The 12,887-nt window shown below is 68.3% G+C and carries 15 protein-coding genes; 9 read left to right on the top strand and 6 right to left on the bottom strand.

All coding sequences use genetic code 11. From position 1 onward, the window contains the following. Positions 1-100: 100 nt before the first annotated feature. The 3 genes from EVU97_RS09520 to EVU97_RS09530 all read right to left on the bottom strand — a co-directional run bounded on the left by EVU97_RS09520 (position 101) and on the right by EVU97_RS09530 (position 1,640). A complete protein-coding gene (locus EVU97_RS09520) occupies positions 101-982 on the bottom strand; it encodes a DUF3097 domain-containing protein (protein ID WP_129665326.1) in 882 nt (293 codons plus the stop codon). A 77-nt stretch (positions 983-1,059) separates the two neighbouring features. Beyond that, positions 1,060-1,236 carry a LuxR C-terminal-related transcriptional regulator gene (locus EVU97_RS09525; RefSeq protein ID WP_240730191.1) on the bottom strand — a complete coding sequence of 59 codons (177 nt, stop codon included), beginning with the start codon at positions 1,234-1,236 and terminating at the stop codon, positions 1,060-1,062. A gap of 17 nt (positions 1,237-1,253) precedes the next feature. After that, entirely contained in the window at positions 1,254-1,640 is a 387-nt protein-coding gene (locus EVU97_RS09530; protein ID WP_165357929.1) for a sensor domain-containing protein, read from the bottom strand. A gap of 185 nt (positions 1,641-1,825) precedes the next feature. Between EVU97_RS09530 and hrcA the strand changes: the two genes are divergently transcribed. The 9 genes from hrcA (at position 1,826) to leuA (ending at position 11,382) form a co-directional block, all read left to right on the top strand. Further along, positions 1,826-2,851, top strand: a complete 1,026-nt coding sequence (hrcA, locus tag EVU97_RS09535; RefSeq protein ID WP_129665332.1) for a heat-inducible transcriptional repressor HrcA — start codon at positions 1,826-1,828, stop codon at positions 2,849-2,851. A 44-nt stretch (positions 2,852-2,895) separates the two neighbouring features. Next, on the top strand, positions 2,896-4,029 hold the full coding sequence (dnaJ, locus tag EVU97_RS09540) for a molecular chaperone DnaJ (protein ID WP_047312059.1): 1,134 nt from the start codon (positions 2,896-2,898) through the stop codon (positions 4,027-4,029). Position 4,030: 1 nt separating this feature from the next. After that, positions 4,031-4,777 (top strand): 16S rRNA (uracil(1498)-N(3))-methyltransferase, encoded by a 747-nt coding sequence (locus tag EVU97_RS09545; RefSeq protein ID WP_129665334.1) that lies wholly within the window; start codon positions 4,031-4,033, stop codon positions 4,775-4,777. Positions 4,778-4,799: 22 nt separating this feature from the next. Next, positions 4,800-5,864: a PhoH family protein gene (locus EVU97_RS09550; protein WP_129665336.1), complete on the top strand. Its 1,065-nt coding sequence runs from the start codon at positions 4,800-4,802 to the stop codon at positions 5,862-5,864. Then, a complete protein-coding gene (gene ybeY / locus EVU97_RS09555; RefSeq protein WP_129665338.1) occupies positions 5,861-6,367 on the top strand; it encodes an rRNA maturation RNase YbeY in 507 nt (168 codons plus the stop codon). Before EVU97_RS09550 ends, ybeY begins: the two co-directional genes overlap by 4 nt. An 18-nt stretch (positions 6,368-6,385) precedes the next feature. Next, complete coding sequence (locus EVU97_RS09560; RefSeq protein WP_129665340.1) at positions 6,386-7,696, top strand: hemolysin family protein; 1,311 nt, start codon at positions 6,386-6,388, stop codon at positions 7,694-7,696. After that, positions 7,696-8,625: a GTPase Era gene (gene era, locus EVU97_RS09565; protein ID WP_129665342.1), complete on the top strand. Its 930-nt coding sequence runs from the start codon at positions 7,696-7,698 to the stop codon at positions 8,623-8,625. Before EVU97_RS09560 ends, era begins: the two co-directional genes overlap by 1 nt. Before the next feature lie 16 nt (positions 8,626-8,641). Continuing rightward, on the top strand, positions 8,642-9,388 hold the full coding sequence (locus tag EVU97_RS09570) for a class I SAM-dependent methyltransferase (protein ID WP_225910957.1): 747 nt from the start codon (positions 8,642-8,644) through the stop codon (positions 9,386-9,388). Positions 9,389-9,633: 245 nt separating this feature from the next. Next, entirely contained in the window at positions 9,634-11,382 is a 1,749-nt protein-coding gene (gene leuA, locus EVU97_RS09575) for a 2-isopropylmalate synthase (protein WP_129665344.1), read from the top strand. Between the two features lie 193 nt (positions 11,383-11,575). Here leuA and EVU97_RS09580 read toward each other — a convergent pair whose 3' ends face one another. From EVU97_RS09580 to EVU97_RS09590, 3 genes are read right to left on the bottom strand one after another with little or no spacing between them, the layout of a single operon-like run. Continuing rightward, on the bottom strand, positions 11,576-11,896 hold the full coding sequence (locus EVU97_RS09580) for a hypothetical protein (protein WP_129665346.1): 321 nt from the start codon (positions 11,894-11,896) through the stop codon (positions 11,576-11,578). Continuing rightward, the gene (locus tag EVU97_RS09585) at positions 11,893-12,186 is read right to left on the bottom strand and encodes a hypothetical protein (protein ID WP_129665347.1); all 294 of its coding nucleotides are present in this window, start codon (positions 12,184-12,186) and stop codon (positions 11,893-11,895) included. Before EVU97_RS09585 ends, EVU97_RS09580 begins: the two co-directional genes overlap by 4 nt. A 49-nt stretch (positions 12,187-12,235) precedes the next feature. Beyond that, positions 12,236-12,877 (bottom strand): alpha-ketoglutarate-dependent dioxygenase AlkB, encoded by a 642-nt coding sequence (locus EVU97_RS09590; protein ID WP_129665349.1) that lies wholly within the window; start codon positions 12,875-12,877, stop codon positions 12,236-12,238. Positions 12,878-12,887 lie beyond the last annotated feature (10 nt).

Here is a 12,887-nt window from a genome sequence, read left to right on the forward strand (position 1 = left end):
GCGTTGGTGAACATCGTTCCAACCTCAACGATGCCCTCCTCATTCCGTCGGCGCCATCCTGGGTGACCCTGGTTCGCCCCTGAGGCTGGGGCTCAGGGCGTCACTGCTGCTCGGGGTCGGTGACGAAGTCGATGAGTTCCTCGACACGTCCGAGCAGTTCCGGCTGCAGGTCGGCGTAGGTGCGCACTGTGCCGAGGATCTGCTTCCAGCCGCGCGCGACGTCGGCCTGGCTCTGGTGCGGCCACCCCAGCTCGGCCAGGATGCCGTGCTTCCACGACTGACCCTTGGGGATCGTCGGCCACTTCGACCACCCGAGGCGCTCGGGGCGCACCGACTGCCACACGTCGACGTAGGGGTGGCCGACGATGAGCACGTGATCGCGGGCCTGCGGAAGAGCCTGGGCCTCGGCGACGATGCGGGCCTCCTTCGTGCCGGGCACGAGGTGGTCGACGAGTATGCCGAGGCGGCGCCCCTTCTCGGGGCGGAAGTCGCGGATGACGGCGGCGAGGTCGTCGACGCCTTCGAGGTACTCGACGACGACGCCCTCGATGCGCAGGTCGTCACCCCAGACCTTCTCGACAAGTTCGGCGTCGTGGCGACCCTCGACGAAGATGCGCGAACCGAGGGCCACGCGCGCCTTGGCGTTCGGGACGGCGACCGAACCCGACGCCGTGCGTCCGGCCTGCACCTTGCGCTCGGCGAGCGCGGCAGCGTCCGCCGGACGCGGGGGAGTGAGGATGACGGGTTCACCGTCGATGAGGAAGCCGCCCCCGAGCGCGAAGCCGCGGGTCTTGCCGAAGCGGTCCTCGAGGAAGACGACGTGGGTTCCACCCGACTTCTCGACGCGAACGACGGCACCCACGTAACCGCTCTGGGCGTCCTCGACGACGACATCCCGCTCGGCCGGAACCTCACGGGATCGGCCGCGCTTGGGCGCGCGCCAGTCACCGGAGAGGACGTCGGAGCCGTAGCGGTCGTTCATGGCAGTCAGGGTAGGCAAGCCCGACGCGGCACGGGCGGAGGCGCGCTGGGCGGGCGCAGAAGCGACGCCGCCCACGGTCAGGACGAGCGGAGGAAGGTGAGCACCGCCGCCACTCGACGGTGCTCGTCGCCGACGGTGTGCAGATCGAGCTTGGTGAAGATGCGTTGCACGTGCTTCTCCACGGCGCCCTCCGTGACGACGAGGCGCTTCGCGATGCCTCGGTTCGTCAGACCCTCGGCGATGTGTGAAAACACCTCGTGCTCCCGCGGCGTCAGGGTGTCGAGAACCGATTCCGCCGCGGGTCCTTGAGGGCCTCCCACACGCGCTTGATCGACCATCCGGTCTCCGCCGCCGTCGGGGCATCGGGGAGGGCACGGTCCAGAAGATGGCGCTGCATGGAGCGTTCGGCGTCCGTCATGACGTGAGCGACTCCGAGGCCGCCGAGGACGAGCGGAATGCCGACGAGCACGAACAGCATGCTCAGCCCGCCGGACATGAGGACGGCGAACGCGACGAAGCCCAGCAGGTGGACCCACCAGCCTGCGAACAGGTAGGCGCTGTCGCGCAGTGCCTGGCGTGGGGACCAGCGGAACTCGCGGTCCGTCGCCGAGCCGGCGGCGTTCGTGGGGACAGGGGCTGTGACGTCTGGAGTGCTCATCTCTTCGACGCTATGGAGAGGCACGGGGGCACAACCATCCTGCCTGCAGGCTTCTTGACGGTGGGGAAAACCCGACATGCCGGCCCGACGCGGACGCGACGCCCTGAGCGAACACGCCCGGAAAGATTTGGCACTCGATACCCGTGAGTGCCAACCTTGGAGAAGGTCAAAGGAGGTGTGAAGGCATGAGCAACGAGCGCCGTCTCGAAGTGTTGCGCGCGATCGTGCAGGACTATGTCTCCACGTCCGAGCCGGTCGGCTCCAAGGCCCTCCTCGAACGTCACCAGCTCGGTGTCTCGGCGGCCACGATTCGCAACGACATGGCGGCTCTCGAGGACGAGGGCCTCATCGCTGCGCCGCACACCTCCGCCGGGCGTGTTCCGACCGATGCCGGCTACCGCGTCTTCGTCGACCGCCTCTCTCAGGTGCGGCCGCTCACGCCGAGCCAGCGCCGCGCCATCCAGGCCTTCCTCGCGGAGAGCATCGACCTCGACGACATCGTCGAGCGCACCGCGCGTCTGCTCGCTTCGCTCACCCAGCAGGCCGCCGTCATGCAGTACCCGTCGCTGCGGCGCTCGCGGGTGCGCCACATCGAGTGCCTCGCGATGACGCCGACCCGCGCCATGCTCGTCGTCATCCTCGACTCGGGCCGCATTGAACAGCGCACCGTCGAGTTCGCCCACCCCGTGGCCGAGAGTGACGACTTCGTCGCACGGCTGCGCGGGCGACTCAACGCCGAGACCGACGGCCTTCTTCTCGCGGAGGCGGCCCGCGGCCTGTCGTTGCTGCGCGAAGCGTTCGAGCCCGAGCGGCGCGCTGACGTCGACGCCGTCGTCGAGACGATCACCGCCGTGTTCGGCGAGGAACGTGAGGAGCGTGTCGTGCTCGCCGGTACGGCCAACCTCGCGCGCGCCGGAACAGACGGGCTGCACGTGCAGCCGGTGCTCGACGCGCTCGAGGAGCACCTCGTCATCCTGCGCCTCATGAGCAACCTCGCCGAGGATGCCGAAGCCCACGACCAGGTGACGGTCCGCATCGGCGCGGAGAATCCCCACGAGGGCCTGCACTCGACGTCGCTCGTCACCACCTCCTACGGCCCCGACGCCGTGGCGGCCCTCGGCGTGCTCGGACCCACCCGCATGGACTACCCCCAGACGATGGCGAACGTGCGGGCCGTGGCCCGCTACGTGTCACAGCTCATCGAGAGCTGACGCCCGCACACATCCCTTTCCACCCGCTGACGACAAGGACGTTCGTGAACGACTACTACGCCGAACTCGGCCTCTCCCGCGATGCCTCGAGCGAGGAGATCAAGCGCGCCTACCGCAAGATGGCGCGCAAGCTCCACCCGGACGTCAACCCGTCCGACGAGGCGGCGGATCAGTTCAAGCGCGTCGGTCAGGCCTACGCGGTGCTCGGCGACCCCGAGAAGAAGGCCTCCTACGACCAGGGAGTCGACCCGTACGCGCCCGGCGGCGGTGCGGGTGCCGGCTTCGGCGGCGCCGGTTTCAGCTTCAGCGACATCATGGACGCGTTCTTCACCGGCGGCGCAGCGGGCGCCTCGGGTGGCCCGCGCAGCCGCGTACAACACGGCCAGGACGCCCTGCTGCCGCTCGACATCGAGCTGTCCGACGCCGTCTTCGGCGGCGAGGTCGACCTGACGTTCGACACCGCAGTCGTCTGCACGACGTGCCACGGCGACGGCTCGCGCCCCGGCACCGGCAAGCACACGTGTGACGTGTGTGGTGGCGCCGGTCAGACCCAGCAGGTGCAGCGCAGCTTCCTCGGCCAGGTGCTCACCTCGCGTCCGTGCACGGCGTGCGACGGCTACGGCGACATCATCGACAGCCCCTGCTTCGAGTGCGACGGCAACGGCCGCAAGCGCGACACCCGCACCATCAGCATCAAGGTGCCCGCGGGCGTCGACACCGGCACGCGCATCCAGCTGCGCGGCGAGGGCGAGGTCGGCCACGGCGGCGGCCCCGCCGGCGACCTCTACGTCGAGGTGCGCGTCGCGAAGCACCCCATGTTCCAGCGTCAGGGTGACGACCTGCACTGCTCGCTCGAACTGCCGATGTCGGCCGCGGCACTCGGCGCGTCCCTTCCGCTCGAGACGCTCGACGGCCCGCGCGACATCGACATCCAGGCCGGCACCCAACCGGGCGACGTCGTCACGCTCAAGGGCCTCGGCGTCACGCGCCTGCGTACCGAGAGCCGCGGCGACCTGCTCGTGCACGCCAACGTGCGCACGCCGAGCAAGCTGACGAGCGAGCAGGCCGACCTGCTGCGTCAGTTCGCGGCGTCGCGCGGCGAGGAAACGCCTGCTCCCAAGTTCCAGCCCGTCAACCAGGGCCTGCTCGGCAAGCTGCGTCAGGCCTGGAAGGGCTGACGTGACCGCACATCTGTACTTCGTCGCGCCGGGCACGCTGCGTGAGCAAATGCGGCCCGAGGAGCCGGTCGTGCTCGGCGGTGACGAGGGACGCCACGCGGTCACTGTGAAGCGCATGGCCGTGGGGGAGGAGATCCTCCTCGCCGACGGCGAAGGGCTCCTGGCCCACTGCGTCGTCGCGTCCACGGCCAAGTCGGAACTGACGGCGCTCGTGCAGACGGTGGAGCGCGAGGAGCGCCCGGCCGTCACGTTCACCCTCGTCCAGGCACTCGCCAAGGGCGACCGCGATCTCCAGGCGCTCGAAGCCGCCACCGAGCTCGGTGTCGACCGCGTCGTGCCCTGGCAGGCTGAGCGCTCGATCGTTCAGTGGAAGGGCGAGCGGGCCGCCAAGGCGCGCCGTAAATGGGTGGCGCAGGCCGAGGCCGCCACGAAACAATCGCGTCAGGCCACGCCGCCCGTCGTTGACGAGCTCGCGGCGAAGCAGACCGTTGTCCGCCTCGTCGAGAAATCGGCCCTCACACTCGTCCTTCACGAGGACGCCGAGGTCGGACTGAGCGACGTGACGTTGCCCGACGCGGGCGATGTCGTGCTCGTCGTCGGCCCCGAGGGCGGCATCACGCCGGGCGAACTCGACGCGTTCGCCGCTGCGGGCGCCACGAGCGTCCGGATGGGACGCACGGTGCTGCGCTCGTCGTCGGCCGGCCCCGCGGCACTGGCCGCGCTCTTCGCGCGCTCGCGCTGGAGCTGACGCGCCCTAGACTGGAGGCACGATGACAGACGTTCCCGCCACCCAGGCCACCCCCGAGACGTCCAGCCAGACCCGTATCGTCGTCCCGCCGGACGTGTCGATGGTTCAGCTGCTCGGGCCCACCGACCAGCTCCTTCGCACGATCGAGCGCGCCTTCCCGCGCCTCTTCGTCTTCGCGCGGGGCAACGAGCTGACGATCGACGGCCCGGCCGAGGACGCGGCCATCGTCGAGACCCTCGTCGGTGAGTTGCTCACGATGATCGACGCGGGGCACGCGGTGAACCGCGACAACGTCGAGCGTTCCATCGCCATGCTGCGCAGCAAGAACGCGCAGCGCCCCGCCGACGTGCTCACGACGAACATCATCTCCAGCCGTGGCCGGACGATTCGTCCCAAGACGCTGGGCCAGAAGGAGTACGTCGACGCGATCGACAAGAACACGATCGTCTTCGGCATCGGCCCCGCCGGTACGGGCAAGACGTACCTCGCCATGGCAAAGGCCGTGGCGGCGCTGCAGAGCAAGCAGGTCAACCGCATCATCCTGACCCGCCCCGCCGTCGAGGCGGGCGAGCGACTCGGTTTCCTGCCGGGCACACTCAACGACAAGATCGACCCGTACCTGCGCCCGCTCTACGACGCGCTGCACGACATGATCGATCCCGACTCGATCCCCAAGCTCATGGCCGCCGGCACCATCGAGGTGGCGCCGCTCGCGTACATGCGTGGACGCACGCTCAACGACTCGTTCATCATTCTCGACGAGGCCCAGAACACGAGCAGCGAGCAGATGCGCATGTTCCTCACGCGACTCGGCTTCGGTTCGAAGATCGTCGTCACCGGTGACGTCACGCAGGTCGACCTTCCGGGTGGCACGACGTCCGGCCTGCGCGTCATCGAGGACGTGCTCACGGGTGTGGGCGACGTGCACTTCGCGCACCTGAGCAGCGGCGACGTCGTGCGTCACCGCCTCGTGTCCGACATCGTCGACGCCTACGGTCGCTACGACGCCGCTGCCGAGCGTCGTAAGGCGCAGGCCAAGAAGCGCCGCGAGGCACGTGCGAACGACGAGCAGGGAGAACGCAAGTGACGATCGACCTCGCCAACGAGACCGACGTCGCCGTCGATCTCGACGAGATTCACGACTGCGCCCGCTACGCGATGGACGCGATGTTCGTCCACCCCAACGTGGAGCTGTCGATCCGTATCATCGACGAGACGGCCATGGAGACCCTCCACGTGCAGTGGATGGATCTCGAGGGCCCCACCGACGTCATGAGCTTCCCCATGGACGAGCTGACACCCGGTCGTGAGGGCGCGCTGAGTGACGAGGGCATGCTCGGCGACATCGTTCTGTGCCCGACGGTGGCCGCCGCCCAGGCGTCCGCGGCAGGGCACGACGCGATGGAGGAGTTGCTCCTTCTCACCGTTCACGGCGTGCTGCACCTGCTCGGCTACGACCACGCCGAGGCCGAGGAGCGCCTCGAGATGTTCGAACTGCAGCGCACGATCCTGCTCACCTACCTCGCGAGCCGTGGCCGCAGCGTCGAGGCGGGCACGATCCGCATCGCGCCGCCGAGCGGTCGCGAGTAGTCAGGGAGTGGAACGCACGTGACGATCGTGCTGATCGCCGCGCTCGTCAGCGTGGTTCTGGGATTCGGGTTCGCCCTCGTGGAATCCGCCGTCAGCCGCATGACGCGCCTGCGCGTCGCGTCGCTCGCCGAGGACGGCCACGCCGCCGCGCCGGCGCTCGGAGCCGTCGTCGAACGACACAGCACCGCGCTCATGGTGCTCACCTTCACGCGCGTCGGTGCCGAGATGACGGCGGCCGTGCTCGTCACCGTCGCGGCCACCCGCATCTTCGACGACTTCTGGCCCGCGCTCATCACGGCGGTGGCCGTCATGGCGGTCGTCTCGTTCGTGCTCGTCGGCGTCTCGCCGCGCACGCTCGGCCACCAGCACGCCGACGCCGTGGCGCTCGCCGCGTCGCGTCCGCTGCTCGTCGCGCTCAAGGTCCTCTCGCCGTTGGCACGGATGCTCGTGGCGCTCGGCAACGCCGTCACCCCGGGCGAGGGCTACCGCGAAGGCCCGTTCGACTCCGAGGCCGAACTGCGCGAATTCGTCGACCTCGCCGAGGATTCCGACCTCATCGAGGCCGACGAACGACGCATGATCCACTCGGTCTTCGAACTCGGCGACACCATCGTGCGCGAGGTCATGGTGCCGCGCACCGACATGATCGTCATCGACGGCCACAAGAGCCTGCGCCAGGCGATGAACCTCTTCGTGCGTTCCGGCTTCTCCCGCGTGCCCGTCGTCGGCGAGAACACCGACGACATCGTCGGCCTGCTCTACTTCAAGGACGTCGTGCGTCGTCACCTCACGGGTGAGGCCGAGGAGATCCGCATCAGCGAGGTCATGCGCGACATGGCGTTCGTGCCCGAGTCGAAGCCGGTCGACGCCCTGCTCAAGGAGATGCAGCGCGACCGCGTCCACTTCGCCATCGTCGTCGACGAGTACGGCGGCACCGCGGGCCTCGTGACGATGGAGGACATCGTCGAGGAGATCGTCGGCGAGATCGATGACGAGTACGACCGCGTCACGCCGGGCGTCGAGGATCTCGGTGACGGACGCACCCGCGTGCCCGCGCGCATGTCCATCGACGACCTGGGCGAGCTGTTCGGCGTCACGATCGAAGAGGACGACATCGACACCGTGGGCGGTCTGCTCGCGAAGATCGACGGACGGATGCCACTGCCCGGCGCCACGGGTGAGATTGCGGGTCTGCGCCTCACGGCTGAGAAGATGGCCGGACGACGCCACCAGCTGGCCACCCTCGTGGTCGAGCGCGTCGGAGACGAAGATCCCGCCGAGCGCGGGGATGAACACGCCGCCAACAGCGGCGCGGAGGAGATGGTGTGATGAACACTGACGAGAGCACGTACCGGGCAGGGTTCGCCTGCCTCGTGGGCCGGCCCAACGCCGGCAAGTCGACGCTGACGAACGCCCTCGTGGGCGAGAAGGTCGCCATCACGTCGAGCAAGCCGCAGACGACGCGTCACACGATCCGCGGCATTCTCACGCAGGACGACGGGCAGATCGTCCTCGTCGACACCCCCGGGCTGCACAAGCCCCGCACGCTCCTCGGGGAGCGACTCAACGACGTCGTGCGCGAGACGCTGCTGGACGTCGACGTCATCGGTTTCTGCCTGCCCGCCGATCAGAAGGTCGGCCCGGGCGACCAGTACATCGCGAAGGACCTCGCCGAGCTGCAGCGCGTGCGCCGCAAGCCGGTCGTCGCCATCGTGACGAAGACCGACAAGGTCGATCGTGAACGCCTCGCCGAGCACCTCATCGAGGTCGACCGACTGGGGGAGTGGGCGGAGATCGTGCCGTGCTCCGCCGTCTCCGGGCGCCAGGTCGAGGACGTCGCGAAGGTGCTCACGAGCTACCTGCCGCCGTCGCCGAAGCTGTACCCAGACGACGTGCTCACCGACGAGCCGCAGATCGTTATGATCGCCGAACTCATCCGCGAGGCCGCGCTCGAGGGTGTGCGCGACGAACTGCCGCACTCGCTCGCCGTCGTCGTCGAGGAGATGGTGCCGCGCGAGGGGCGCCCCGAGGACAAGCCGCTCATGGACGTGCGCGTCAACGTGTTCGTCGAGCGCTCGAGCCAGAAGGCGATCATCATCGGGCGCGGTGGTTCGCGGCTGCGCGAGGTGGGCACGACGGCGCGTGAGGGCATCGAGAAGCTCCTCGGCCAGAAGGTCTACCTCGACCTGCACGTCAAGGTCGCGAAGGACTGGCAGCGCGACCCCAAGCAGCTGGGCAAGCTGGGATTCAATTTCTGAGGGTGTGAACGACACGATGGCTGGCAACATGAAGGATCACGAGGCGTGGGCCGAATTCGGTGACACGCTGCGTCTGCCGATCGATCCGGCGACGGACTACGTCGGCGGAATCCCGTGGGAGGCAGCAGGCTTCAAGCCGGACCTGCCGCTCGTCGACATCGGCCCGGGATCGGGCCTGACGACGCTGGCCCTCGCCGAGCAGTTCCCCGACTCCGAGCTCATCGCCGTCGAGCCCGACGCCTGGATGCGCTCGATGCTCATGATGCGTGTGGCCGAGCGCCCCGAACTGCGTGAGCGCACGACCGTCGTGCCGAACTCGATCCTCGACGCGTGGATGCCCGAGCAGATCGGCGGTGCGCTGCTGTTCAACGTCATCTACTTCCTCGGCGGACGGGCCCGTCAGGCGTTCTGGGACCGCATGGCCCAGGTGCTGCCGGAGGGCGCCCCGATCCTCATGAGCCGCGCGTACGGCGTCGTCGAGACCGGTGAGGAGATGGTGAAGTCGGCCAGCGCCACGATGGGCCGCAACACCTACGAGCGCTGGCGTCAGACCGTGCCGGTCAAGGACGGGCGCGTCGAGATCACGAACACCTACCGCACCGTGCGTGACGGCGAGATCGTGCGCGAGGTGACGACGCGCATCGCGCCGTTTTCGCTCGACGAGGAACTCGTCGTCTCCGAGGTGCCGATCGGCAAGTACTCCATCGAGGAGATCGACGAGAAGTACCTCGTCATTCGGCGCGCGAGCGACATCCGGCGCTGAGGGCGCGCTCAAGGGTGATGCTCACAGGCGAGCAATGCGTGGCGACGTCCGCGTGCTGGGACGCTCGTCTCGAACGGTGGTGCTGTGCGCCGCGTCACGCCTACGGTGAGGGCGTGCGCTTTTCGCAGGGAGTGAGCCTCCTTCTTCGATGCCGCGGTGGGGCCAGTTAGTCGGCCATCCTCACCGCGGAGTTGAATGGTGCTCGGCCGGCACCCGCAACGAAACGCAGTGAGGCGAAAACCCAAATGCACGCACAGCAGCCGACGACCATGCCGATCGGCAAGTACGTCCCCTTCCACGAGCAAATCAAGGTCGACCTGCCCGATCGCACGTGGCCCGACAAGGTCATCGACAAGGCCCCGCGCTGGTGCGCGGTCGACCTGCGTGACGGCAACCAGGCGCTCATCGATCCGATGAACTCCGAGCGCAAGATGCGCATGTTCAAGCTGCTCGTCGACATGGGCTACAAGGACATCGAGGTCGGTTTCCCCTCGGCGTCCGACACCGACTTCAACTTCGTGCGTGAACTCATCGACGGCGGGCACATCCCGGACGACGTGACGATCCAGGTGCTGACGCAGTGCCGCGACCACCTCATCGAGAAGACGTTCGACGCCATCAAGGGTGCTCCGCAGGCGATCGTGCACTTCTACAACTCGACGTCGGTGCTGCAGCGCCGGGTCGTGTTCAACCTCGACCAGGACGGCATCGTCGACATCGCGCTGCAGGGCGCGCGCCTGTGCAAGAAGCTCGAGGAGACGATCCCCGAGACGAAGGTGTACTACGAGTACTCGCCGGAGTCCTACACGGGCACCGAGCTGGAGTTCGCGGCGCGCATCTGCAACGAGGTCATCGACGTCATCGACCCGACGCCGGACCACAAGATGATCATCAACCTGCCGGCGACGGTGGAGATGGCGACGCCGAACGTCTACGCCGACTCGATCGAGTGGATGTCGCGCAACCTCAACCGCCGCGAATCGGTCATCCTGTCGCTGCACCCGCACAACGACCGGGGCGAGGGCGTCGCGGCGGCCGAGCTGGGTTACATGGCCGGCGCCGACCGCATCGAGGGCTGCCTGTTCGGCAACGGTGAGCGCACCGGCAACGTGTGCCTCGTGACGCTGGGCCTCAACCTCTTCGGCCAGGGCGTCGATCCCCAGATCGACTTCTCCGACATCCAGACGATCCGGTCGACGGTCGAGTACTGCAACCAGATGCCGGTGCCCGAGCGCCACCCCTACGGCGGTGACCTCGTCTTCACGGCTTTCTCCGGCTCGCACCAGGACGCCATCAAGAAGGGCTTCGACGACATGGATCGTCAGTCCAAGGAGACAGGCAAGCCGATCAACGAGCTCGTCTGGGGCGTGCCGTACCTGCCGGTCGACCCGCACGACGTGGGCCGCTCGTACGAGGCGGTCGTGCGCGTCAACAGCCAGTCGGGCAAGGGCGGCGTCGCGTACCTGCTCAAGAGCGAGCACAACCTCGACCTGCCGCGTCGTCTGCAGATCGAGTTCGCGGGCGTCGTCCAGAAGTGGACGGACTCCGCGGGTGGCGAGGTGACGCCGCAATGGCTGTGGGAGACGTTCTCCGACGAGTACCTGCCGGGTACGGGCACGGGTGACTCCGCGTGGGGCCGCTTCTCGCCGGTCGGTCACTCGCTCGAGTCGACGGACGACGGCCAGGACCACATCGTCGCGCGCCTCACGGACGCGGGGGAGCCGCTCACGATCACGGGTACCGGTAACGGCCCGATCGACGCGTTCTTCGACGCGCTAAGCAGCATCGACGTCGACGTGCGCCTGCTCGACTACTCGGAGCACACGTTGAGCTCGGGCGAGGCGTCGCGCGCTGCGGCGTACGTCGAGGTGGCCATCGGCGACCGCGTGCTGTGGGGCGTCGGCATCCACGAGTCGACGGTCAAGGCCTCGCTCATGGCGATCCTGTCGGCGGTCAACCGCGCGGAGCGTGACGCTGCGAAGGTGAACGCCTGAGCGGTCGTGTGATCGCGCAAGTGCGCATCAGCGCACGATTGACGGCATAATCATGTGGGCGGGTGGAACCCAGTAACCGGGGAAGGTACTGGGCTCCACCCGCTTCGTCATGTCTGTCGGCGGCCCGTCGTGTGTCGCAGGAGACCGGCGCTGGGCGGGGGAGCCTGCCGTGAGGCCGGGGGCCGGTTCGAGATCAGGGACGACGTTCGCGCGTCTGCAGTTCGGTGGCAACACGCAGGAGTTCGCGCAGGGCGTCGAGGTAGTCGTTGAGGGCGTCCCAGGGGTAGTCCTCGCCGGTGACGGCCAGGTTGGGGGCGTCCTCGTCGTCACGATCGGCGCTCCAGGCGCCGCGGTAGTACGCGTCGAACTCGCTGAAGCGGGCGTCCATCGTGCGCAGCCCGCTCGTGAACCGGGCGATGCGCGCGGTGTCGTGCTCGACGGCGTCGAGGGTGCTCTGATCGCGACCAGTCTTCAGAGGCTCACTCGCTGAACTGTTCGTTGCGTCGGTGCTCACGCGTCACGCTCCTGGGTGTGCAGGTCGGCGGCGGTGCGCACGAGGTGACGCAGCGCATTGCTGCGGGCCGTCGCGATGTCCCACGGGTAGTCGTCGCTGATGACGGGCATCGAGACCGCGCCCGGGTCGTCCGGGTTCTCGCTCCACGTCTCGTGGTGGGCGGCGTCGACGGCGTCGAAGCGCTCGCCCATGGCGGGCAGGTCGCGCGTGAGCGCGCGGATGGCCTCGGTGTCGGCGATGACGGCGTCCATGAGCTCCTGGCCCCGGATCAGTCTCTGTGCAGCGTCCATGCGTGGACTCTATGCGGCGACGCTGGACGTTCGCCCAGCACGAGTGGCTTCAGCGGACGTTGTACGGCCTGAACTGGATGCTGATGCGCGGGCCGACGGGCTTGGTCGTCTTCGGCACCGCGTGTTCCCAGGTCCTCTGGCAGCTGCCGCCCATGACGAGCAGGTCGCCGTGCCCGATCTGGAAGCGCAGGCTGTTGCCGCCTCCGACGGGACGCAGCGCAAGGGTGCGCGGTGAGCCGATCGAGACGATGGCGATCATCGTGTCCTGCGTGCTCGAGCGGCCCTCCTTGTCGCCGTGCCACGCGACAGAGTCTCGGCCGTCGCGGTACAGGCACATTCCTGCCGTGGTGAAGGGCTCCCCGAGTTCCGGGAAGTAGTGCCGACTCAGGGCGTCCTGCGCTTCGCGCATCACCGGGTCGGGCCACGTCTCGTCGCTGCGGTAGAAGCGCAGGAGGCGTGGCGTCTCCACTTCCTTCTCCCACATGACGCGACGTTCACCCTGCCAGTCGACTCCGGCGCTACCGCCGAGATTGAGGCGCGTGAACAGTTCGTCAGCGCCGGTGATGAAGCCCGGGCGCAGATCGACCCACGCACCACGCGACAACTCGGTGCGACGTACGGCGCCGGCGAGCGGGCGGACGCCGACCTCGTCGACCTGGTCGAGCAGTGAACCCTGTAAACCTCCGAACATGCGTTCGATT

This window comes from Dermacoccus sp. 147Ba (assembly GCF_004151355.1).
Lineage (GTDB): Bacteria > Actinomycetota > Actinomycetes > Actinomycetales > Dermatophilaceae > Dermacoccus > Dermacoccus abyssi.

What these genes read in the sequence shown, in the direction of transcription:
- EVU97_RS09550 (WP_129665336.1), top strand. Translation starts at nt 4,800, where the DNA reads ATGACAGACGTTCCCGCCACCCAGGCCACCCCCGAGACGTCCAGCCAG.
- EVU97_RS09530 (WP_165357929.1), bottom strand. Translation starts at nt 1,640, where the DNA reads ATGAGCACTCCAGACGTCACAGCCCCTGTCCCCACGAACGCCGCCGGC.
- era (WP_129665342.1), top strand. Translation starts at nt 7,696, where the DNA reads ATGAACACTGACGAGAGCACGTACCGGGCAGGGTTCGCCTGCCTCGTG.
- EVU97_RS09570 (WP_225910957.1), top strand. Translation starts at nt 8,642, where the DNA reads ATGGCTGGCAACATGAAGGATCACGAGGCGTGGGCCGAATTCGGTGAC.
- leuA (WP_129665344.1), top strand. Translation starts at nt 9,634, where the DNA reads ATGCACGCACAGCAGCCGACGACCATGCCGATCGGCAAGTACGTCCCC.
- EVU97_RS09520 (WP_129665326.1), bottom strand. Translation starts at nt 982, where the DNA reads ATGAACGACCGCTACGGCTCCGACGTCCTCTCCGGTGACTGGCGCGCG.
- hrcA (WP_129665332.1), top strand. Translation starts at nt 1,826, where the DNA reads ATGAGCAACGAGCGCCGTCTCGAAGTGTTGCGCGCGATCGTGCAGGAC.
- EVU97_RS09585 (WP_129665347.1), bottom strand. Translation starts at nt 12,186, where the DNA reads ATGGACGCTGCACAGAGACTGATCCGGGGCCAGGAGCTCATGGACGCC.
- EVU97_RS09590 (WP_129665349.1), bottom strand. Translation starts at nt 12,877, where the DNA reads ATGTTCGGAGGTTTACAGGGTTCACTGCTCGACCAGGTCGACGAGGTC.